The sequence below is a fragment of the Rhodospirillales bacterium genome, assembly GCA_016712595.1.
Lineage (GTDB): Bacteria > Pseudomonadota > Alphaproteobacteria > Rhodospirillales > Defluviicoccaceae > Defluviicoccus.
This window is the reverse complement of the sequence record JADJQT010000001.1, coordinates 1,428,040-1,451,085: the sequence shown is the minus strand read 5'-3', so window position 1 is coordinate 1,451,085 and position 23,046 is coordinate 1,428,040. Positions and strand designations below refer to the sequence as shown.

Sequence of the window (23,046 nt, the reverse complement as noted above, 5' to 3'; positions counted from 1 at the left end):
AGTAAGCCCCCGGCTCAGGCGAGAGCGGCGATTTCTTCCGCCGACAACCGCAGGCCTGCGGCGGCGCAGTTGTCGTCGATGTGGCGCAGCGACGCCGTTCCCGGAATCGGTAGCATCACCGGCGAGCGGGCGAGCAGCCAGGCGATCGCGATCTGCGCCGCCGAGACGTCGCGGGCGCGGGCGATCTCCAGCACAGTCCGACGGCGATCCCCGTCCGAGGACAGCGGCCGCCAGGGCAGGAAGGCGATGCCGAGGCGCGCGCATTCGCCGAGAACGTCGTCGGACGAGCGGTCGGCGAGATTGTAGCGATTTTGCACCGAGACCACGTCGACGATCTTGCCCGCCCGGCGCAGCTCGGCGACGCTGACGTTCGATACGCCGACGCAGCCAACCTTGCCTTGTGCCTGCAGGTCGGCGAGCGTGCCCATCGAGTCCTCGATCGGCACGCGCGGGTCCGGCGCGTGAAGCTGATAGAGATCGATGCGCTCGACTCGCAAGCGGCGCAGGCTGGCCTCGCAGGCGGCACGCAGGTGCTCCGGCCGGCCGTTGCGGTCCCAGCGCCCGGCGGATGGGCGAACCAGGCCGCCCTTGGTGGCGATAATGAGATCCTTCGGATAGGGATAAAGGGCGGCGGCGATGATCTCCTCGCTGACCTCGGGTCCGTAGGCGTCGGCGGTATCGATAAAGCGAACGCCAAGATCGAGCGCCCGCCGCAGCACTCGCCGCGCCGCCGCCGGATCGGCCGGCTCGCCCCAGACGCCGGATCCGGTCAGGTGCATGGCACCGAAGCCGAGCCGGCCGGTGGTGATCGCACTGCCAAGCGTAATCGCGCCGCCCAGCCACGTGCTGGTTGAACCCGCGGCCGGCGTTGCTGCGGCTGTCGTCGAATCGGTCATGGCTCGAACTCCCTGCCCTTCTGACATCGGAGCGTTGCCCGCGCCGATCAAGACCGCGCCGCTGGGTGCGCGCGCGGATCACGCAGCCTTGCAGCAAGGGCGGACGCAAGACGGACGAACGAACGACGTCCGTGGGCTGGCGCGCCTTTCGCCACGGCATTAGGATCGAGGGATGATGGAGTCGGCGGCGGCCGGAGACGGCCGCTCCTGCTGCCAAGGTGGCGACCGGGAGAAGGAACGACGTTTGCAATGAATGCCGAAGATCTCCGCGCCCTGCAGGCGCCGCTCAAGCAGCGTTACCGCGAGACGCCCGCGACCGCCGTGGTCACCCTCAAGGCCGAGGCGGAACTCGACGAAGCGATGGTGGCATGTTCGGTGGAGACCGCGCGCGGGATGATCACCGCCGGCCTGCACCCGGCGAGCGGCGGTGACGGCAGCCTCGCCTGCTCGGGCGACATGCTGCTGCAGGCGCTGATCGCCTGCGCCGGCGTGACGGTGAAGGCGGTGGCGACGGCGCTCGACATCACCCTTGAGGGCGGGTGGATCACCGCCGAGGGCGATCTCGATTTTCGCGGCACGCTCGGTGTCGACCGCGAGGCGAGCGTCGGCTTTGGCGCCATCCGCCTTTCGTTCGCGCTGAAGACCGACGCCTCACCCGAAAAGCTCGCAACGCTGCTCAAGCTCACCGAACGTTACTGCGTCGTGCTGCAGACCCTGCGCCAGGCACCGCCGATCGAGGCCACCATGGCGACGACGGCCGGCTGACGGAACCGCGTGGCCCGGCGGCGGAAATCGCTCCACCGGTCATCGATCGCCCCTAGAACGGTCATCCCCGGAGCGCTCACCCCAGTGATAGGCGACAAGCGGTGTGTGCGCGCCGGTTAAAAACAGCGCCGCCGTGCGCAGCAGGCGCAGGCGTTCGTCGAGATGATCGCGCAGCCGCTCCAGCCGGCTCGATCCCGCCGGGCGGGGCACGCCGGCGCCCGAGACCGGCAGCCCCAGCCGGCGAAAGACGAACAGCGCGCGCGGCAGGTGGTGCGCGTCGGTGACGACGACGACGCGCGTCCATGCCCGCGCACGGATGATTTGCCCGCAGAACAGCGCGTTCTCGAAGGTATTGCGCGAGGCGTCCTCGACGAGGATTCGCTCGGGCGGAACGCCACGGGCGAGCGCCAGATCGCGCATCATCGCGGCTTCGGCGGGCGGTGGGCCGACAACGCCGCCGGAGACGAGAAGATGGCCGGCATGACGATCGCAAAAGGTCGCGACGCCGAACTGCAGGCGGCGGACAAGCGCCGGCCCCGGTACGCCCGGCGCCGCCATCGCCGCGCCCAAGATCACCACCACGTCCGGCGCCGACGCGAGACCCGGCGTTTGATCTTGCATCAATAGGAACGCGGCAGGCCGAGCACGTGCTCGGCAAGATAGGCGAGGATCAGATTCGTCGAGATCGGCGCCACCTGATAGAGCCGCGTCTCGCGGAACTTGCGCTCGACGTCATAGTCGCGCGCGAAGCCGAATCCGCCGTGCGTCTGCAGGCACATGTCCGCCGCCGCCCACGACGCGTCCGCCGCCAGCAGCTTGGCCATGTTCGCCTCGGGACCGCACGGCGCCCCGGCGTCGAACAGCGCCGCCGCCTTTTCGATCATCAGCGCCGCCGCCTCGGACTGGGCGTAGGCGCGGGCAATGGGGAACTGCACACCCTGGTTCTGGCCGATTGGCCGGTCGAAGACGATGCGGTCCTTGGCGTAGGCGGTGGCGCGGGCGATGAACCAGCGGGCATCGCCGAGGCACTCGGCGGCGATGAGGATGCGCTCGGCGTTCATCCCGTCGAGGATATAGCGAAAGCCCCGCCCCTCCTCGCCGATCAGCGCGCGTGCCGGAACCCGCAGCCCATCGAAGAACACCTCGCAGGTGTGATGGTTGATCATCGCGTCGATCGGCCGGATGGAAAGCCCGTGCTGGCGGGCCTGGCGGATATCGATGAGGAACACCGACAAGCCATCGTGCGGCCGCCCCTGTGCCGCCCGCGGACTGGTGCGGGCGAGCAGAAGCATCAGGTCCGAGTGCTCAACGCGCGACGTCCACACCTTCTGGCCGTTGATCACATAGTCGTCGCCATCGCGCGCCGCCGTCGTGCGGATGCGGCTGGTGTCCGTTCCGCTGGTCGGCTCGGTGACGCCGAATGCCTGCAGGCGCAGCGTGCCGGCGGCGATCTTCGGCAGGAACTCCGCTTTTTGCGCCGGCGAGCCGTGGCGCAGCAGCGTGCCCATCGTATACATCTGCGCATGGCAGGCGGCGCCGTTGCAGCCGCTTTTCTGGACCTCCTCGAGAATGGCGGCGGCGGCGGCGAGGCCGAGGCCGCTGCCACCGTATTCGGGCGGAATGAGCGCGGCGAGGAAGCCGCCCTGGGTCAACGCGGCGACAAACGTGTCGGGATACGACCGCTCGGCGTCGAGCGCCCGCCAGTACGCGCCGGGAAAACGGGTACACAGAGCGCGAACCGACGCCCTCACGTCTTCGAAGGTTTCCACCATTCGGCTAATCCGCTACAACTACCGCCCATAACAACAGCGCTCATCCGGTCTTTTAACGTGGCCGGAGCGAGGCAACCAGCGGGTTAACGAGAGGCACGACATGGACAGGCGGACGAGCGCCGAAGTGATCAAGCAGTTGCTTCCGCTGAAGGATGCAACGGTGGTCGACGTTGGATGCGGCGACGGATGGTTGGTGCGGCTGATGACGCGGGAAGGGGCGCACGTCACCGGAATCGAAGTCAGCCCGAAACATCTGGCTCACGCTCAGGCGGTCGCCGCCGTCGGCGACGAGCACTACATGCCCGGCATTGCCGAGGATCTGCCCTTCGCCGCGCGATCCATCGACATCATCGTCTTCTTCAACAGCCTGCACCACGTCGATCAGGCGGGGCTGTTCAAGGCGATGCGCGAGGCGGCCCGCGTGCTGAAGCCGGGTGGCCTTCTGTTGATATCGGAACCGCTGCCCGAGGGACCCTACTTCGAGACGATGAAGCCGGTGCACGACGAGACGGCCGTGCGCAACCATGCGCAGGAGGCCTTGCGCAATGGCCCCGAATTCGGGCTCCTGTTGGAGAAGGCGTTCACCTATATCGATACCGTGCGGATGAAGAGCTTTTCGGCGTTCCACGATCGCCTGACGATGATCAACCCGCACATCCGTGAGGATTTCGAGGAGAAGGAGGACGAGTTGCGGGCGCTGTTCGAAAAACTCGGCACCGAAACGCCGGACGGCTGGGAGTTCGATCAGCCGATGCGCCTGCACCTGATGCGGCGAAGCTGACCTTAAGGCCGAGGTAAGAAGGGCGGGGACGACCGGCGCGAACGAAAGAAAGCCGGCCTCCGCCATCACATCAAGGGGATCGCGGGGCGGCGCGCGACAGGACATCAACGGCTTTGTCACTTGCCAAACCGGCCAGGGTGTGCCCTCTGCCGGTTTGTAAGGGCTTTGGCGCGTCCGTGCCGCGCCCCGAACAACGACGAGATCGGAGCACAATGAAAGTTGTCGTGATTCTCGCTGCCGTCGTCGTGCTCGTCCTGAGCGCGCTCGCCTTTGTGCCCGACGCCAGCGTCTACCAGCCCTACGTGTCCTATGGGACGGTCGCCGTCGCCGGCCTTCTGCTCCTGCTGGTTCTCCTCGACCGGGGGACCAAGGCCACGCCCCCCGCACCCGTCGCCGTGGCCGCCAAACCGGCGCCGGTGCCGCCCGCCCCCAATCAGGCAGAGGCGGAGATCGTCAGCTTCCTCGCCACACTGCAGGAGAAGGGCCGGCTCATCGATTTCCTCATGGATGACGTCACCGCCTACGCCGACGCACAGGTCGGTGCCGCAGCGCGTGTCGTGCACGAGGGCTGCCGTTCGGCGCTGCGCGAGCATTTCGGCATCCGTCCCATCCGCGACGAGAACGAGGGCGCGAAAGTCAGCATTCCGGTGGGATACCCCGCCGACGAATACCGTCTCGTCGGCAAGATCAGCGGCGAGGCGCCGTTCACCGGTATCCTCGTGCATCGCGGCTGGCGAACCGAATGGGTCAAGCTGCCGCGCGTCCTGCGCAGCGGCGGAGACCGCCTGCCGACCATCGCACCAGCCGAAGTCGAAATCACCTGAGCGGCGTCGAGGAAGGCTGCACGATCGATAAAGGCCGCCTTCCCGTGCGTCCCCGGCCGCCCGTCGGCCACCCGCGAACGACAGAGATCAGATACCCCGCATGAGCAGCCATCGTTTCAGCCTCGGTATCGATTTGGGCACGAGCAACAGCGCCGTCGCCATCGCCGATCTGGAAACCGATCAGACCACGATCGTCGACGTCACCCAGATCCTCGGACCGAGCCAGATCGGCGAGAAGCCGACCCTGCCCTCGGCGCTGTACATCCCCCATGCCGACGAGTTTCCCGCCGACGCGCTGCCGTTACCGTGGGAGCCGGACCCAGCGGAGAGCGAAAGCGGACGAACCATCGTCGGTCACTTCGCCCGCGATCACGGCGCGCTCGTCCCCGACCGCTTGGTCACGTCGGCCAAGTCGTGGCTGTCCAACCCTCACATCGATCCGACGCAGCCGGTGCTTCCCTGGCAGTCGGACATCGGCGCGCAGAAGCTCTCGGCGTTCGAGTGCTCGCGCCGCTACCTCCATCACATCAAGGAGGGGTTCCTTTACGCCGAGCGCAGCGAAGAGCGGGACTGGGACATATCCGAGGGTACGGTGGTGCTGACCGTACCTGCTTCGTTCGACGAAGTGGCGCGGAACCTCACGGCCGAGGCCGCCGAGGCCGCAGGGTCTCGGCAAGGTGATCCTCCTCGAGGAACCACTGGCGGCGTTCTACGCGTGGACGGCGCAGGCCGGCAAGGAATGGCGCGCGCAGGTCCGCCCCGGTGATATCGTCCTCGTTTGCGACGTCGGCGGCGGGACCGCCGACTTCAGCCTGATCGCGGTCACCGAGAAGGATGGCGCGCTCGAACTCGAGCGCATCAGCGTCGGCGAACACATCCTGCTCGGCGGCGACAACATGGATCTGGCGCTGGCCTATGCCTTGCGCGCCAAGCTCGAGGCCGCCGGCAAGACGATCGGCGACTGGCAGTTCCTCGCCCTCATCCACGCCGCCGCCAAGGCCAAGGTGACGCTGTTCGAGGATCCATCGCTGAACGAGGTGCCGATCTCGGTGCCGTCGCGCGGATCGAGCCTGCTCGCCTCGACGGTCTCGACCACGCTCGAGCGGGCGATGCTGGAGCAGATCGTGCTCGGCGGCTTCTTCGCCGAAACCAGCATCGACGACCTGCCGCAGGAAACGCGCCGCGCCGGCCTTAAGGAATTCGGCCTGCCCTACGCCTCCGATCCGGTGGTCAGCAAGCATCTCGCCCGCTTCCTCACCCGAAGCCTCGCCAACGTCAAGGCCAGCGAGGCGCTCCGTGCGCTCATCGGCGAAGAGCCGCTGGACAAGGCGTTCCTCGCCCCGACGGCGGTGCTGTTCAACGGTGGCGTGTTCAAGGCGGCGCAACTGCGCGCCCGCATTCTCGAACTTCTGACCACGTGGGCCGGCGACGCCCCGGTTCGCGAGCTCGAAGGCTTCCAGCCCGACCTCGCCGTCGCCAAGGGCGCGTCGTTCTATGGGCGCAACCGCGCCACCGGCAAGGGCATCCGCATCAAGGCCGGCGCCGCCCGTTCGTACTATGTCGGCATCGAGACGACGATGATGGCGGTGCCGGGGTTCAAGCCGCCGGTCAAGGCGCTGTGCGTCGTCCCCCAAGGCATGGAAGAGGGCACGGAACTGCTGATCGGCGGCCAGGAATTCGGCCTCGTCACCGGCCGGCCAGCGGACTTCCGCTTCTTCTCCTCGGAGGTGCGCAGCGGCGACCATGCCGGCCAGATCCTCTTCGATGCCGAGCAGGACCTGCAGGAGACCAGTCTTCTGGAAGTCAACCTGCCGTCGGTCGAAGGCTTTCCGCCGGGTCAGCCGGTGCCGGTGCAGATCAACTCGATCGTCACCGAGCTCGGCACCCTCGAGTTGTGGATGAAGCACCTCAACTCGGATCGCCGCTGGAAGGTCGAGTTCCAGGTTCGCATGGAATAATCCGGCGAGAAGGCGCACCGTCACTTCGCAATGGGACAAGCCCGCTACAGCATCGGCATCGATCTCGGCACGACCAACTCGGCGATGGCATTCGCCCCGCTGCAAGGCAGCGAACGTTCGGACGTATTTGCCGTCAGTCAGTGGGATTCGCTCTCGGGCCTGTCGTCATCGCCGACGCTGCCGTCGTTCCTCTACCTGCCCGGCGAAGCCGAGGCGGCACAGCTTCAGGGTCGGCAGGCGGGTTCGGGCGCATGGATCGTCGGCCGCCTCGCCCGCCGCAAGGCCTCGGAGATTCCGGGACGCGTCGCCCATTCGGCGAAGTCCTGGCTCTGCCACCACGCGGCCGACCGCACCCAGCCCTTCCTTCCCTGGGGATCGGACGACGTGCCGGCGGCGGAGAAAATCTCGCCGGTTCGTGCCTCGGCGCTGATCCTCAACTACCTGCGCGGCGCCTGGGACAGCCGCTTCGCCGCGTCCGGCGCTGATTTTCGCTTCGATGCGCAGGAGATCACCGTCACCGTGCCGGCGTCATTCGACGAGGCGGCGCAGCGCCTGACGCTGGCGGCCGCCCACGAGGCCGGCATGCCGAAATCCGTGCGCCTGCTGGAGGAGCCGCAGGCGGCGTTCTACTGTTGGCTCGAACGCCACGACGTCGAGCACGATTTGCGGCAACGGCTGGGCGGGCCGGACACCGATGCCCGCCATGTCCTCGTCGTCGACGTTGGCGGCGGCACGTCCGATTTCAGCCTGTTCGAACTCGACCGCAGCCGCGAGCGCGCCGGCAACACCGCGATCCGGCGCCTCGCCGTCAGCGATCACATCTTGCTCGGCGGCGACAACATCGACCTTGCCCTCGCCCACCACGTCGAGCAACGCTTGGCGCTCGGCGACGGTAAGCTGTCGGGGGCCCAGTGGGAGCACCTCGTCGCCCGTTGCCGCGACGTCAAGGAGCGGGCGCTGGCGACCGAGGGGGCGGCGGAGGATGTTTTTCCGATCTCCGTGCCCGGCCGCGGCTCGCGCCTGTTTGCCGACGCCGCATCGACCCATCTGTTGCGATCCGAGATCGAGGGCTTGCTGATCGATGGCTTCTTTCCGGCGTGCGCGCTGGGGGAGCGGCCTCAGCGCGCGCTGGGCGGCCTGAAGGAATGGGGCCTGCCGTACGCATTCGACAGCGCGGTGACCCGTCATCTCGCCCATTTCCTGGCGGGGCGCCCCCACGTCGACGCGGTGCTGTTCAACGGCGGCTCGCTCTATCCCGCGGCGTTGCGCCGGCGGATCTGCGAGCAGATCACCGCCTGGCAGGGGGGCTATGCCCCACTCGTCCTCGACAATGTCGAGCCTGATCTCGCGGTGGCACGCGGCGCGGCGCACTTCGGCCGCCTGCTTCATCTGCGGGCGGAGCGCATCGAGGCCGGCGCGGCGCGGGCGGTGTTTCTCGAAACCCAGCGCACCGCTGTTCACGGCGGCGGCGATAGCGGAACGGGCGACGACGCGCCGGAGCGGCGGCTCGTGTGCGTCCTTCCCCGCGGCGCCGCGCCGGAGCAGACTTTCGCACTCGAAGGCCTTGCCCTGGAGCTGCGGGTCAATCGCCCGGTGCGCTTTCAGGCCTACTCATCGACCCGCCATCGCAAGAGCCGGGTGGGCGACGTGATCTTGTGGAGCGAGAACACCTTCGAGGCACTGCCGCCGCTGGAAACGGTGGTGAAAATCGCGGATGAACACGGCGGCGATGATGCCGGCGCGACGCTGCCGGTGCGCTTGAACGCGACATTGAGCGAACTCGGGCTGCTGCAGGTCTCGGTGCACAGCACCGATCCACGGATCGATCAGTCGTGGCCGCTCGACTTCAACCTTCGTCCGCACGATCGTGTGGACACTGGCACGGCGCCGCCGCCAGGTGGTGCGCTGGCGGACGTTCGCGCCAATGCCGATCCCGCAATGGTCGCCGCCGCCAGCGCCCGAATTACCGCAGCCTTCTCGGCGCCTGCCGGCAAGCGGGACAAGCTCACAGCCGGCCGTCTCCTCCAGGGCCTGGAGAAGACGCTGGGACTGGCGCGCGCCGAGTGGAACTGGGTGTTGGTCCGCGCCCTGTGGCCGGCGCTGGCGGCGGGCATGGCCGAGCGGCGGCAATCGGTCGAGCACGAGGAGGCCTGGCTGATCGTCGCCGGTTTTCTCCTGCGCCCCGGCTACGGCGCGCCGATGGACGACGAGCGGATCGACGCCCTGTGGCGCCTGCGTGATCGCGGTCTTTATTTTCCGGGCAAGCGCAGCAAGCTTCAGGAATACATTTTGTGGCGGCGCGTCGCCGGCGGCCTGGCGCGCGACCGGCAGGAAAGCGTGCTCGCGCCCGAGCTTGCCAAACTGCGCGCGCCCAAGGACCCGCCGCCGGAACTGGTCCGCCTCGCCGGGGCACTCGAGCGGGTGGGGCACGAGATCAAGGCCGAACTGATCGAGAGTTTCATCGCCGCGAGCGTCCGCCTCGCCAGTGCCGGCCAGCACTGCGCGCCGTTCCTTGCCGCGCTGAGCCAGTTGCTCAACCGCTCGCCGCTCTACGCCGGTCCGGAGGCGGTCGTCTCCGCTGATCTCGTCGAGACGGCGTTCGAGGCATTTCGGGAGCTCGACTGGTCACACCCCGAACTCGCCGAGATGAAGACGTTGTTTTTACGTGCCGCGCGCGTCGTCGATGACCGCCGGATCGACGTGCCCCCGTCCCTTGCGCGGCAAGATCGCCAACAAGCTGGAAAAGCTGGGGGTCGCGCCGCTACGCACCGTCCGCTTGCGCGAGTACGTGCCCCTCGAACGCCAGGACCGCCTGGGACTTTACGGCGAAGCGTTGCCGGTTGGACTGATCTTCGCCGACGGCACGTCGGGCGAAGCCTGATCCGCCGACGCATCTGTCGTCTCGCCAGACGCCGCCGGAGCCACCGTGGTATCCGGACGGGCGGGCATCAGCGCCATCGCCGTCGGAAATTCCGCGGTGATCGTCTCCGGGCGCAGGGGCATGCGGATATAGCGCCGTTCCCGCCACAGCGCCACCTGGTCGGAGAAGTTGACGCTGCCGAGCCAGCCGTCGTTGCCGCCAAGCAGGGTAAACCAGTTGGCGTCAAGATCGGACAGATCGGAGATATGCCGGGCCATCGAGCCGAAGGTGGCGCAATGGCGGCCGTTGACCAGCCCGTGATCCATCTTCATCGGCGTCTGCCGTGAGCCGCCGGACGGAAGGTTGGCGACGATGAATGCGCCGCGCATCACCGGCAGCCGGCTGAGGCTGTGGCCGAGCCGCATCCGGTGCATGTCTCCCCAGGTCGGATAGCGGGCGGCATCGAGCATCGCCGCCCGCGCCGCCCGGCCCAGCAGCCGCGCCCGCGCCAGCGGTTCAAGCGCGCGCAGATCCGGCATCAGGTAGGTGGTGAGATATGACCACTGGCCGTAGAGCTCCGGCAGATCGGACGGCTTTTTGCCGTGGTAAAGCCCGAGAACAAGATGGTGAAGCAAGGTTTCGAAGGCGACGGCGCCCGAGGATTCCTCAGCGTAGTCGCCGTTCCACGCCACCAGACGCTGCATGAAATCGTCCGCCGCGCCATCCGGCAGCAGCGCTAGTTCCTCGGCCAGCGCCGACGACAGCCGCGCCGCCTCGGGGGCACGGGTATCGACCTGCAAAGCCATCAGATCTTCGATGGTCAGCTTTTCGCGCCGCGCCAGTAGGTCATAAAGACGGTGAATACGATCTTCCGAGCCGAAGGTGAAGCCGATCGGCAGATCGGTCCCCGCCGGCCGGTCATTGGCCGAGGCGAACACGCCTTGCTTGGGATTGAGCGTGAACGGCAGGTCCATCACGCCAGCGAACCCCTGCCAATGGGTGGCGGGATCACTCGCGTCCAGAACCGGATCATCCATGGGGAAGCCGCTGCGAACCGGTTGTCGCACCGCCAGGATATGGCCGATATTGCCGGCGCGGTCGGCGAACAGCATGTTCTGGCCGGAAACGCCGTAGCCGTCGAACGCCTTGCGGAACTCTTCCGGCGTGCGGGCGCGGGCGCACTGGATGAAGGAAGTCATCTCGTCGTTGGGCTCGTGACCGACCCAGCGCAAGGCGATAGGCTTGCTGCCGCCGCACTTGACCATCTTCGAATCGGAGATCACCGGACCGAACGCTGTCGTGCGGATGGTCTTGCGCGTGCTGAACCAGCCGCGACACTTGATCTCCGTCTCCTTGGTCTCGAATGCTTCGGCCGGCAGCTTGGAGACGTCGTAAAGATCGCTGGAGGCGGCACGCAGATTGGTGCCGCCCCAGGCGAGATCCGCATTGCGGCCAAGCCCCAGCATCGGCAGGCCGACGATCGACAGGCCGACGACGTTGAACGTCGGCGAGCGCAGACCGACGAGAATCCACAGGTTCGGCAGCGAAAGTCCCAGGTGCGGATCGTTGGCGATCAGCGCCGCCCCGGTGGCGCTGCGGCGCGGGGCGACGGCAACGGAATTGCTGCCCGAACGCGGCGCGCCGCGCAGCAGCCGTTCGAGCTTGGCCTCCGGAACGTCCGGCCGCCCGCTCGTCGTCGGCACCTCTCCTGTCTCGCGCGTGCGATTCCATAGCTGGGCGAACCCCGGCTTGCCCCGGCGTTCCAGCAGCGGGAAATAGTTCAGCCAGGTAAAGTCAGTGCCGGCGAAGCGCGAGCCGACGAGGATGTCGCGAAACGTATACGGTTCCGGCTCGATGCCCAGCAGCGCGAACTCGGGCGGCAGCTGGGTCATCCGCTCCTGGTAGCAGTTCATGCCGTCAACGAACGCCTGAACCCAGGCTTTCGTCTCCTCGGGCATCCGCTCTTCCCAGGCGTCGGCGGCGCGGCCGTAATCGAGGATGCGAATGGCGTGATCGAGATCGCGGGTGAACGGCCCCGCCATCTCGGAAATCCGGCCGTAGAAGAACCGCTTGAACAGGGCGATCTGCCCGCCCCGCAGGTGGGCGTGCACCATGCCGAAGACGAAGGCAAGGTCGCGGTCGGTCTCGGCCTCGATGAACGGCACCTGGTGTTCGTTCCAGCGCACGACGGCCGGGCGCTGCAGAGGCAGATCGTGGGTCGGAAACTGCTCCAGCCGCTCACGCAGCGAAGTTGCGCTCGGCACCAGCGCGCCGAGGGCGGCGCGCAAGCCGGGCGGCGTGATCGGCAGGACACGGCGAAGCAGGCGGAGTGCGGTCAGGAGGGTCATCGAGGTCTCGGCTGATCGGCCGGCAGGCGGCTCTGGCGCGCCCACTTATAGCAGCGATCGGCGAAATGTCCGTCTGTTTGCATAACCGCGGCGCGCGGTTTGCGCGATCAACCCGGAATCGGACGTCATCGAAGCCCGCTGTCCGCGGCTGATCAGGGGTTGGAAGACAACGGCAAGGTCTGCTAAGTCATCCGCGGTCTTGCACTCGACGGCGTGCATTGCAGAAGCGCGCCCGCCCTTTGTGCTTTCTCGCGAGGGCCGCGACCAATAATCGGAATCGACGCATGGTCAGGCTGCTGAAGGTCTTTTTTTCGTTCCGCGGCGCGAATCCGTGGATGGTGGTTCTCTGCCTGCTGTGCGCAAGCGTCGCCCAGGGGTTCGGATTCGCCAGCCTCGTGCCGCTGATCTCGGTAATCGGCGACGGCTCCAGCCAGCCGACGTCGCTCGCCGGACGGACGGTCGTGCGCGTGTTGGGCACGGTCGGGCTGAGCGCGAACGTCGAAACCCTGCTCGTCGTCGTTGTCGTCGCGGTCCTGTTGAAATCGGCCCTGACCGTGATGGCGATGGTCTACGTCTCGCGCGCCGTGGCCAACGTCGGCAACAATCTGCGCGAGCGGCTGATTGGCGCGCTGCTCAAGGCGCGCTGGAGCTACTTCACCAGCAAGCCGACCGGAACCCTGATCAACAGCGTCGGCCTGGAATCGTCGATTTCGGGCCAGCTCTACCTGATGATCTCGCGCTACCTGTCGAATTTCCTGCAGACGGCGATCAACGTCGCCGTCTCGTTCGCCGTCTCGTGGCAGCTTGCCGCAGTCTCGATCATTGTCGGCGGCCTCGTTGTCCTGTCGATGCACTCGCTGGTGCGGATGGCGGACAAGGCCGGGCGGCGCAACATCCGGCGCTCGCGCGAGTTGGTCACCCGGCTGAGCGATGCGATGGTCGGCATCAAGCCGCTGAAGGCGATGGCGCGCGAGGACGAGTTCGCCCGGCTGTTCACCCGCAAGATCGACCAGATCCGCAGCGCCGTGCGTCGGGAGATGATCAGCAAGAATCTGCTGAACAACCTTCAGGAACCGATTTTGATGCTGATGCTCGCCGGCGGATTTTACGTCGTCGTCGAGTTCTGGCACATGCCCATCGCCAACGTCCTGGTGATGGGCGTCCTGCTGCAGCGCACGGTTCAGACGATCGCCCGCGTGCAGGCGCAATACCAGGAGGCGGTGGCGGCGGAGAGCGCCTACCTGTCGGTCTGCCACATTACCGCCGAGGCGGATCAGCAGCGCGAGCCCGAATTCGGCACCCGGATAGCGACGTTCGAGACCGGCTGTGCCTTTCGCAGCGTCTCGTTCACCTACGGACGCTCGCCGGTGCTGCGCGATCTGTCCGTCGAAATCCCGGCGCGCAGGCTGACGTTGCTGGTCGGCGGCTCCGGAACCGGCAAGACGACGTTCACCGATCTTTTGCTCGGCCTCTACCGGCCGGACGAAGGGAGCATTGTCATCGATGGCGTGCCCCTCTCCGAAATCGACGTGCGCTCATGGCGACGGAGCATCGGTTACGTTCCGCAGGAACTCAGCCTTTTGCACGATACCATCCTTGCCAACATCACCCTCGGCGATACCTCGCTCGACGAGGAACGGGTCATGGAGGCGCTGCGGCTCGCCGGTGCCGCCGAATTCATTGCGCCGCTGCCGGACGGTCTCGCCACCGAGGTCGGCGAGAAGGGCTCGCGCTTCTCCGGCGGCCAGCGTCAGCGAATTTCGCTCGCCCGCGCCCTGGTGCACGGCCCGAAGCTGCTGATCCTCGACGAGGTGACCAGCGCGCTCGACGCCGCGACCGAGCGGGAGATCTGCGAGAACATCAAGGAGATCTCAAAGTCGGTCACCGTGCTCGCTATTTCCCACCGGCAAGCCTGGATCGACATCGCCGATCAGGTGATCTATCTGCGCGCCGCCACCGACGATGACGAGAGCGCCGGCTGACGCGCGGCGCCACTCGATGTTTCGATCGTCGGGCGGTTGGGCCGCGTGGCGTTCCTGTCTCCTGAGATTATGATTCAACCGTCGCCGCGGCTTTCGCCTTTTCCAGACGCTGGCGGAAAAAGGCGTCCATCGGCGTCCAGTTCTTGTCCATGTAGCTGACCGGACCCGGCCATGCCTGTTGGATGCGCTCGCGTCCCTGGCGCTTGGAAAGGAAATCGTGCACCGCCCGCGCGCAACCGTCCCAGGAGATGTAATCGTCGAGAATGATCAGGCCCTGGTCGGCAACAAGGTCGTAGAGGTGATCGAGGGCGACCATCGTCGATTCGTACCAGTCGCCGTCGAGCCGCAGCACGGCAATCGGCCGATGCGGACGAAACTCCGGCAACGTGTCCTGAAACCAGCCCTTGTGCACGTGCACCTTCGCGCGCGTTGCCGCATCGAAGCGTCCGAGACCGCGGTTGAACTCTTCGATCGACGCGACCACGTTGCCCGCTTCCATCGCCCGCGCGTCTTGCGAGGCGCGGGCCACCTCTCCGTCCGCCTCGGTCGCCGGTGGCAAGCCCTCGAACGAATCGAAACAATGGAACTCAGCGATCTCGGGGCAGGCATCGATCATGCCGAAGGTCATCCCCCCGGCCCAGGTGCCGCATTCGACGATGCAGCCCTCGGCGAGCGCCTCGCGCCGCAGCGCCGCGCGGATGAGCCGTAGATTGCCGATATAGGCCTTTGCCGATACGAGGGTATAGTCGGCGTGCTTGTCGTAGATGGCGCGAAAGGCCTTCTCCTCGCGCCGCATCGCGCAAAGATCGGCAACCCGCTGACGCTTCTTGTCGAACTTGTGCTCGCACCATCGTGCGGCGGACTTCATACGATCACCAACATCCGACATCACCGACACCCCGTGTCCTGACCCCGCATCCTGAGGCGGAGGAGAGAGCCCATCCAAGTTCTGGGTCACAGGCGCGCCCGTCTCGTCCCGCGCGCTGCAATGCTTAACCGCTCGCTTCGAGCGCAGCCGCCGCTGGCGGCCCTGCTTTTTCGAACGTGTATTCGGCATTGCCGCTGCCGAGAAGCCCCAAATCGCGGCGTGCCTTGAACGTCGCGCGCGGGCGAAAGCCGATGGGCTCGAGAAAGGCCGCCACCTCCTTGGGGCTCGCCGATTCGTAAGGGTATCCGCCGAGCCAGTCGATGACATCGGTATACCACTTCATTCCACGCTTTTCGTTGTGGACCCGGATCTTGGCCATCGGGTTCTTCAGGCGAACGGCATCGCGCAGGACACGCGCGGCGACGAACACGCCGATAGCCGCGCCGCGAAAGAAAGGACCGCCGCGGGTGTAGCGGCGCTTCTCCCAGCGCCAGAAGGCGCACATCGGCGTCTTGCGGTAAAGGGCGATAGCCAACGTTCCGCCGGGCTCGACGAACCCGGCGGCGCGGCGTATGGCGGTCCACATATCGCCGGTGTGATGAAGCACGCCCCAGCTGTAGACGAGATCGAAGTGGCCGAGATCGTCCGGCGTCAGCAAAAAGACGTTGCCCTCGCGGATGAGGTAGTTGGCCTGCGCCCAGTGCTGGCCGATCAGCGCGCGCGCGGCGCCCACCGAGTGCGGATCGATATCGATCGCGGTGACCATGGCGGCGCCCAGCCGCAGGGCCGCCAGGGCATGAATGCCCGATCCGCAGCCGATATCGAGAAAGCGCAAACCGTGGAGGGATTCGCGGCCCAGCATCCGGCGCATCTCGCGCATGGAGCGGGCGATGTCGTCCTCGGTCACCGTAAGGCTGTACGCCGTCCAGTTCTTGCCGAACTCGAAGTGGGTTCCGCGATCATACTTGAGCGATTCGACATCGGTCTCCATTACCGTGCCTCGGACCTCCGCAGTGCGGCGCTGCTCTCTCGCGGCGGGACCGCTGGTGCGGCCGGCGGCCTTGGGCGAAGGGCGCCCAAGCAACCGAGTAGCGCAATGAATGGAAGGCGACGATAGCCGTCCGAAACCGCAGGTGGAACCGATTATTCCGTGTCGTCGCGTTCTTGTCGATCGCCGATCAGGAGATCGAGGTAGCGATCGAGGGCGGCATCGATGGTGAACATCCGCGCCCGCTGGCGCAGGGCTTCCGCCGCTGGCGGCGCGTCAAGCGTGCGCAGGATGCACGCCGCCAGCGCCTCGGCGTCGCCCACCGGCGCGAGCCGCCCCCAGCGGCCATGACCGAGGATTTCCGCCGGACCGCTGGGACAATCGGTGCTGACCACCGGGCAGCCGCAGGCGAGCGCTTCGAGCAGCACGTTGCCGAACCCCTCCCACGCCGACGACAGAACGAAGACGGCGGCGTGGCGGTAATAGGGAAAGGGGTTGTCGACCAGCCCGACCAAGCGCACGTGCCCGTCGATGCCAAGCGAGCGGGCGAGCGCGTCGAGCGTGCCCCGCTCCGGGCCGTCGCCGAGAATCACCAACCGCGCCGGCCGCGCTGCGATCACGCGCGCGAACGCCCGCAGCAGCGTCGCGTGATCCTTCTGCGGCGTCATCCGCCCGACCGCCAGCAGCATCGGCGGCGCCCCGGCCGCCAACCACGGCTCGGCGACCGGCGCGGCGGCGGCCGCTTCGGCGCGGGCGACGTCGATCGGATTGTAGATCGTAGTGATGCGCGCGCGCGAAAGGCTGGTGATGCGGGCGAGGTCATCGCCGACACCGTCCGAGATGGCGACGATGCCGGCGGCGCCGGGGTAGGTCATGCCGACGAGGTCGGCGAGGCGACGATCGAAGCGCTTGGTGACGTGCGCCCGCGACAGCACGCTCGCCTCGCGGACGACGACGGGCACCGAGGGGCGCCGCGGCTCGCCGGCCAGCGCCGCTGCCCACAAAGCCGTCAGGTTGTTATAAGGCAAGGTCGTCAGTACCGCGTCCGGCCGCTCGCCCTGCAAGTAGTCCACCAGCCGTGGCAGGCTGCGCACCGCCTTCGGCGCCTTGTCGAAGGCCAGCGCACCCGCCAGAGTGCGGGCGACCGGTCCCGGCAGGCGGACGAGCGCGCGCCACAGCGCCGGGTGCGAAGCCATGCCAAGCTCGCAGACTCGCGCCCCCGCCGGCAGCGCGTCGGCGAAATAGCCCTCGCGCCGGGTGAGCACGATGTCGAGCGCATGCCCGCGGGCGATGAGCGCGTCGGCCAGCATCAGCATCACCCGCTCCGCCCCACCCATCGCCACGCTGCTGAGAAAAACCGCCAGATGCGCCACGCCCTGTCCTTCTTCGCCTCCGGTCAGAGGCACGCCCAACCGCACCCGTCCCGCCGCCGAACACCGATTTCATCCGAGTATCACAGCTCGGCGCGGAGCCGCCAACAATCGCACCGTGCACACCGGTACACCTGTCGCCAAGCAATCAACGTGAGGTGGGCTCAAGGAGAAACCTAACCCGCCGAACGCAATCAAAAGCGGGTGATCAAGTTAAATATCAGTAAAGAATTATATCCGATCGCACCGCATTGCACACTCAACCGAGTCAATGAATGTTTATATAAACGAACAGCTTCGTAAATTAGTTATTAGCGCGGCTCCAATTCTACGACGTCCCACTTCTGGGCAGTAGCGTTCCAGAAGACCTGATAGCGTTTCTCGGCGCGCAGCCGATAGCGCACGGCTCCTCTTCCTGCCGTTGGGATCTCGATGACGTAGGTTATGGAGACGCCATCAGAGAACTGGCGAATCTCGCCATCGCGCATCCGCTGTTGGGCAGCTTCCCCCCCTTGGGGCGCGAGGGAGAATACGATTTCCCCGCCAGTGGCGTTATGAATCAAGACAGTTTCGGGAGGGACAAGATAACTCAATTCAGGATCGACGAGCATGGTCATAATCTCAGCCGACATGACCGGGCATGCGGCTCCCGTTGCCGCCACCGCCACAACCGTTGCTGCGGCCGACAAGATCTTCTCCGTCTGGTTCATTTCTGTCGTCCGAGCAAATAGCCGATAATCGTTCCGAATAGGCCGATCGCCGGCGCAATCTGTTCGCGGGCAAAACCGGCAGTTATCACGAACAGGGTGGCGACGACAACGAGCGTTAACGTCGTTATGCGAACCGCTGTATCCTGGTCGATGCTCCCCCGCCAGACGAGCAAGTACTGAACACCTAGAATTAGCACTCCAAACAGCAACACGGCCACGGCCAGTTGCACTTCAGCATCGCCGAGCACCCGATCGAGTGTACCAATGGGCCGGGACGGCGGTGGATTCAGATTTGCCTCATCGCTTACAGTCGGCGGCAACGCTGCCTCAAGGCCGGCGGCCGATACCAGCGTACTTTGCATGCCGCAGGTGGCAACAAACAGAATGATCGTTATGATAGATACTGAAACCACTTGAACCAACAGGCGAGGACGATCGCCTCTCTTAGCTACCTGCGACATCCCGAGCCCGTGTGAAAACTGGTGCTCAATCGCCGATTGGCAGGCACCTTGGCTGGTGCGGGCGCAGTCGGCGGGACGAGATCGCGCCTCAGCTGCGGATCGCGGCGATGAGCGGTCGGGTGCCGAGGAGATTGATCACCCGTTTCATGTTGTAGGCGAGCACGTGCAGGCTCATTTCCGTTCGCACCCGCTCCAGCCCCTGGTGAGGAGTGCGTCGCACCCATCCAGGCCTTGAGCGTGGCGAAAGGATGCTCGACCGTGCGGCGGCGCACCGTCATTGCCTCGGGCGCGTGCTCGATCCGCGCCAGCATGGCGTCGATGACCGCCTCGTGCTCCCAGCGCCGGACACGCCGTTCCTGGGCCGGCGTGCACCGGCTCTTCAGCGCGCACTCGCCGCAGCGGGTCGAAAAGTAGGTGATCATCGTCCGGCCCTGCAGGACCGAGCCGAAACGGCGCGGAGAGCACCTCGCCGGCGGGACAGCGATAGGCGTCCTCGGCCGGCAGATAGACGAAGTCCTCTTTGGCATAGCGGCCCTCGGCTCTTGCCCCCGAGGTCAGCGGCTTGGGCACGTAGGGGTCACCCTGATCGCTTCGCATGCCCGGATCTGCTCGCTGCTGAAATAGCCGCGGTCGGCCAGCACGTCGATCGCGTCCTGGCCCATCGCCGCCTTCGCCCTGGCCGCCATCGGTGCCAGCAACGCCCGGTCGACGACGACGTTCGTAACCTCGTGCGCGACGATCAGATGATGCTCGGTCTCGACCGCCGTCTGCACGTTGTAGCCGACGACGCTGGCGCCGCGCATGTTGGTCGCCATCGCCCGTGCGTCGGGGTCGGTCAGCGAGATCTGGCCGTCGGGCGCGGCTTCCACCCGCGCCTTCAAAGCACGCAGCTCGCGCACCTTGGCGCGCATCGCCGCGACCTTCTCCGCCAGCCGCACCGCTTTGTCTTGCGCGACCGAGCCCTCCTGCAGGTCGGCCGCGTCCAGCGCGCCGAGCCAGCGGGCGACGCTGGCCTCGATCTGTTCGATGCGGCGCTGCAGCTTGCCCGGTGTGTAGTTGCGGTCGCGGGCGTTGACCGCCTTGAACTTGCTGCCGTCGATCGCCGCCACCGCTTGGCTGAAAAGCCCCAGCCGGCGGCACAGCAGGATGAACTCGGCACACGCCGCACGGATCGCGGCGCCGTTGTCGCGGCGAAAGTCGGCGATCGTCTTGAAGTCGGGGGCGAGCCGGCGGGTGAGCCACATCAGCTCGAGATTGCGCCGCGCCTCGCGCTCGAGCCGGCGGCTCGACTGGATGCGGTTGAGGTAGCCGTACAGGTAAATCTCGAGCAGCGTCGCCGGATGGTAGGCAGGACGGCCCGTTGCCGCCGGGCTCGCCCGATCAAAACCCAACGCCGCCAAGTCGAGTTCGTCGACATAGGCCTCGACCACCCGCACCGGATTGTCCTCGGAAACATAATCGTCGATGCAGTTCGGCAGCAGCGACTGCTGCAGTCGGTCCTCGCCTTCGATGAAGCGGCTCATGCGCACCCCCGGCTAACCCGCCGCCAACAATAGCCCACACCGCGTTTTCACACAGCCTCTCCCATTCCCTGAACTGGTAGTACGCTGCCGAAGTAGTTCACGTACGTCGCGTTTATAAGCAAAACGCAGCGATTGGCGATTTGATCGAGATGCTGCCGTTGCGGGTTCGGCGGAGTTGGCGGCCGACGGCGGTTCTGAGGACCGCAACGAGTTGCATAGCAGGCGGGATGCGGTCCCAGAGGGTTCGAACGTGCTCCCGTCCACGGGGTGACCGGCGGGTGGTCTGGCCCGCGACGACGCGCTGTGACCACCGGAAGCCCATCTCGTGGAAGTAGAGGTCGGCGTGCTCCGGACTGATATGATGGAACACGCCGGCGACGGTACGGCGGACGCGGGAATTGAACCCCTCGACGGAATTGGCGTGGACCGTGCCGCGCGCATATTCGCGCTTGGCATGCTGAACCGTATCGTGCGCTGCGAAGCTCTGGCCGACGGCGGCAAAGGTGCTCCACGCATCGCTCATCAGATGGGTCGCGGCCACGTCGACCTCCTTCTCGAGGACCCGTTCGGTCTCGACGGCAGAGAGGTCGACCACCACCGAGGCCCGTGCGCCACCCGCGACCGTCCCGATCTCCGCGTCACGCGGTCGTTCGACCACCGCGAGGACGCACGCCTTGGTCGTCCGCTTTGGCCTTTCCGGCCACGGCCGACCGGCGGTGTGTCCCGCTGTTTGCGCGGACGGCCGCCAAGATAAAATTCGTCGATCTCGACCGTTCCCTCCAGCTGGGTCTCGCGCGCCATCATCAGCCGCAGGGCGTGCCCCATGCGCCAAGCCGTGGGTTGGCTCACGCCGAGGGCCCTGGCCAGGCGCACCGACGACAGCCCCTTATCGGATTGCAGGGTCAGCCACAGCGCCTTCAACCAAGTGGCGAGCGGCAGCTTGGTAGAGTGCAGCGGCGTTCGTGTCGTCACCGTGAACTGGAACCGGCAACTGCCGTTCGAGCACTGGTAGAGACCGGGTCTCGCCCGCCAATTCCCCTATCCCGCCCGGCGAGCGCGATCGAACGTCGGTATCCACACGCCGGACAGACCCGCCCGGTCGGCCAGATCATGCTTTCCATCAGGCGGCGGCAGCGCTCCTCGTCGCTGAACGCTCGCACCATGTCATCGACCGTCCTGATCCCAGCCAGCGTCGATCGAACCAAATCTGACATCGCCACCACCCGACTATCCCGAACGTCACTAGAATCAGCCAGAAAGCAGCTTTGTTCAACGATTTTGCTGCGTTTTGTTTGTAAACGCGACGTACGTAAAGCAAGGGTTGCCGAAAGGAATTCCGGAATTGACGACCAGCGGCACGGAGGAGCCATCGTCGAAACAGCAATGAGTCGAAGGTAAGCTGCATGGCGCCGGTTGGCCGAAGATAGCACCCATCATCGCAGCATAAGGGTTAGTGCAATCCTGGCGGACTTGCGGCGGCTGATTTTGTGATTGACCTGGGTAGGTCGGATAAGTTCCCGGCTCCTGCCAGGGCCTTCGTGGTGGGTCCGGCGGCGGGTTGACTGACCCGGATCCACCTCTGTTGTTGCCGGGAATGTCCTCGGGGCAGTCGAGACCGGGGTAGCATCGATTCTGTTGGGCGAGAACCGAGATTGAGAACCCCGCGAAGATGACCGCGACAATGGTTGCCACGACGTTCCGTCCGCTCAACCAGGCACTTCGCCTCCAATCGCTCGCCCGTCGCAAAATGTCATCCCCCCCCCGCTGACCTTTATTCAACCCTCCAAACCGCTTACATTCGCATGATCTCGCGTACCGCATCGTAGCCACGCGCTGCGACGGATTGAATTGGCGTGAGCCCTTCAACGCCAGTACGATAGCCTTCCCGGACCGCCCGCCGTCGCTCTTCGCTACTGCCGTGGTGCCTGGGGTCGTCCTCGTGATCGTCGCCCATAAAATAAATGCCGTCCATGAACGCGCCTATATCCATATTCGCGCCGTCGCGTCGTTTTCGGCCGAGATGATATCCTGCCAAGTAATCGGCATGAAGCTCGACTGGCTCGTCGGTCTTCGACCCTTGCTTTAGCTTGGCATGGTAGCCCGATTTATATTGGAAAATATGGCCGAACTCGTGCGCCATTAGCCCGGCGACGGTGAGCCCGCCCCACCCGCGCCGGTCCCGCTGCAATTCGTCTAGGACTAGGGTCCGCCCGAGCATCACCGTCCCGGCCGTGCCGTCGACAAGTGTTTCGCTTGTCGCCAACGCATTCCTAGCCAAACTGCTAGGCTCAACCAGGATTTTCAACCCAGGCCAAACATCAAAGGTGCGGGCAACGTGACGAGCTTCGAGCATGAGCTGCCGATCGAGATTTCGATCGCCGGTGCTTGTTTCGATCTGGACTTGGCGGCTGCCCATCGTGACATACGCCGAGCACAATTGGCCCCGTAACCAGACACCTTCCGCTGCCAACGGAACATCCCAGGGGCAGAGGGCCACCAATCCGAGCGTAAGGGACGCCAGCGCGGTACGACGCGTGATTTCACACCGGCCAAGATGGCCGCTGGCAATCAAATCATTTAGCGGCATCAATTCCCCCGCCTCGGTGACGACCGATACGCTCTCCCCTCGTCACTGATGTATTTTACGATACACGTTCGCTAATGTCATTATTTTCGATCTTAAGCAGTGCGCTTGAATCGCGACCGACCTCGATTGGACGTGAGCTATTCATCCAGCTTTCGCCCGCGTAGCAACCGTTAAGCGGCCAACAGGCATTCGATCCGCAGGATGTCGCCGGCAACGACGTTATTGGTGAAGACGAGGAGTTTGCGAGCACAGGCGTCGAGTGCGGCCTGATGAGGCTTGCCGCTTAATGGTTGCTGCCGATGCGTTTTAAGGATGATAACGGGCGGCAGGATGGGAATTTGAATCGGCAAGCT

At 65.9% G+C, this 23,046-nt stretch carries 15 protein-coding genes and 3 pseudogenes; 6 read left to right on the top strand and 12 right to left on the bottom strand.

Going from position 1 to position 23,046, the window contains the following annotated elements:
• Positions 1 to 14 precede the first annotated feature (14 nt).
• The gene (locus tag IPK66_06605; protein ID MBK8174928.1) at positions 15 to 896 is read right to left on the bottom strand and encodes an aldo/keto reductase; all 882 of its coding nucleotides are present in this window, start codon (positions 894 to 896) and stop codon (positions 15 to 17) included.
• 249 nt (positions 897 to 1,145) lie between these two features.
• On the opposite strand from IPK66_06605, the gene IPK66_06600 reads away from it, so the two are divergent.
• A complete protein-coding gene (locus IPK66_06600; protein MBK8174927.1) occupies positions 1,146 to 1,661 on the top strand; it encodes an OsmC family protein in 516 nt (171 codons plus the stop codon).
• A 39-nt stretch (positions 1,662 to 1,700) separates the two neighbouring features.
• Here the strand turns inward: IPK66_06600 and IPK66_06595 are convergent, their stop codons facing one another.
• Together IPK66_06595 and IPK66_06590 are read right to left on the bottom strand one after the other, a co-directional pair.
• Entirely contained in the window at positions 1,701 to 2,282 is a 582-nt protein-coding gene (locus IPK66_06595) for a YdcF family protein (protein ID MBK8174926.1), read from the bottom strand.
• On the bottom strand, positions 2,282 to 3,433 hold the full coding sequence (locus IPK66_06590; protein ID MBK8174925.1) for an acyl-CoA/acyl-ACP dehydrogenase: 1,152 nt from the start codon (positions 3,431 to 3,433) through the stop codon (positions 2,282 to 2,284). Before IPK66_06590 ends, IPK66_06595 begins: the two co-directional genes overlap by 1 nt.
• Positions 3,434 to 3,533: 100 nt before the next feature.
• On the opposite strand from IPK66_06590, the gene IPK66_06585 reads away from it, so the two are divergent.
• The 5 genes and pseudogenes from IPK66_06585 (at position 3,534) to IPK66_06565 (ending at position 14,186) form a co-directional block, all read left to right on the top strand.
• Positions 3,534 to 4,214 (top strand): methyltransferase domain-containing protein, encoded by a 681-nt coding sequence (locus tag IPK66_06585; protein ID MBK8174924.1) that lies wholly within the window; start codon positions 3,534 to 3,536, stop codon positions 4,212 to 4,214.
• Between the two features lie 212 nt (positions 4,215 to 4,426).
• Positions 4,427 to 5,038: a DUF2760 domain-containing protein gene (locus IPK66_06580; protein MBK8174923.1), complete on the top strand. Its 612-nt coding sequence runs from the start codon at positions 4,427 to 4,429 to the stop codon at positions 5,036 to 5,038.
• A gap of 100 nt (positions 5,039 to 5,138) precedes the next feature.
• A pseudogene (locus IPK66_06575) lies at positions 5,139 to 6,996 on the top strand (Hsp70 family protein).
• 30 nt (positions 6,997 to 7,026) lie between these two features.
• Positions 7,027 to 10,203, top strand: coding sequence for an Hsp70 family protein (locus IPK66_06570; GenBank protein MBK8174922.1), 3,177 nt, complete (start codon positions 7,027 to 7,029; stop codon positions 10,201 to 10,203).
• Between the two features lie 2,285 nt (positions 10,204 to 12,488).
• Positions 12,489 to 14,186: an ABC transporter ATP-binding protein gene (locus tag IPK66_06565; GenBank protein MBK8174921.1), complete on the top strand. Its 1,698-nt coding sequence runs from the start codon at positions 12,489 to 12,491 to the stop codon at positions 14,184 to 14,186.
• 67 nt (positions 14,187 to 14,253) lie between these two features.
• Here the strand turns inward: IPK66_06565 and IPK66_06560 are convergent, their stop codons facing one another.
• From IPK66_06560 to IPK66_06520, 9 genes and pseudogenes are all read right to left on the bottom strand, one after another.
• On the bottom strand, positions 14,254 to 15,075 hold the full coding sequence (locus IPK66_06560) for a class I SAM-dependent methyltransferase (GenBank protein ID MBK8174920.1): 822 nt from the start codon (positions 15,073 to 15,075) through the stop codon (positions 14,254 to 14,256).
• 103 nt (positions 15,076 to 15,178) lie between these two features.
• The gene (locus IPK66_06555) at positions 15,179 to 16,045 is read right to left on the bottom strand and encodes a class I SAM-dependent methyltransferase (GenBank protein MBK8174919.1); all 867 of its coding nucleotides are present in this window, start codon (positions 16,043 to 16,045) and stop codon (positions 15,179 to 15,181) included.
• Positions 16,046 to 16,197: 152 nt separating this feature from the next.
• A complete protein-coding gene (locus tag IPK66_06550) occupies positions 16,198 to 17,379 on the bottom strand; it encodes a glycosyltransferase (protein MBK8174918.1) in 1,182 nt (393 codons plus the stop codon).
• A gap of 344 nt (positions 17,380 to 17,723) precedes the next feature.
• Positions 17,724 to 18,122 carry a hypothetical protein gene (locus tag IPK66_06545; protein ID MBK8174917.1) on the bottom strand — a complete coding sequence of 133 codons (399 nt, stop codon included), beginning with the start codon at positions 18,120 to 18,122 and terminating at the stop codon, positions 17,724 to 17,726.
• Positions 18,119 to 18,583, bottom strand: a complete 465-nt coding sequence (locus IPK66_06540; protein ID MBK8174916.1) for a hypothetical protein — start codon at positions 18,581 to 18,583, stop codon at positions 18,119 to 18,121. Before IPK66_06540 ends, IPK66_06545 begins: the two co-directional genes overlap by 4 nt.
• Positions 18,584 to 18,671: 88 nt before the next feature.
• A pseudogene (locus tag IPK66_06535) lies at positions 18,672 to 20,106 on the bottom strand (IS1182 family transposase).
• Between the two features lie 112 nt (positions 20,107 to 20,218).
• Positions 20,219 to 21,320, bottom strand: a pseudogene (locus tag IPK66_06530) (IS1595 family transposase).
• A 578-nt stretch (positions 21,321 to 21,898) separates the two neighbouring features.
• On the bottom strand, positions 21,899 to 22,693 hold the full coding sequence (locus IPK66_06525) for a hypothetical protein (protein ID MBK8174915.1): 795 nt from the start codon (positions 22,691 to 22,693) through the stop codon (positions 21,899 to 21,901).
• A gap of 170 nt (positions 22,694 to 22,863) precedes the next feature.
• A complete protein-coding gene (locus tag IPK66_06520) occupies positions 22,864 to 23,043 on the bottom strand; it encodes a hypothetical protein (protein MBK8174914.1) in 180 nt (59 codons plus the stop codon).
• Between the last annotated feature and the right edge of the window lie 3 nt (positions 23,044 to 23,046).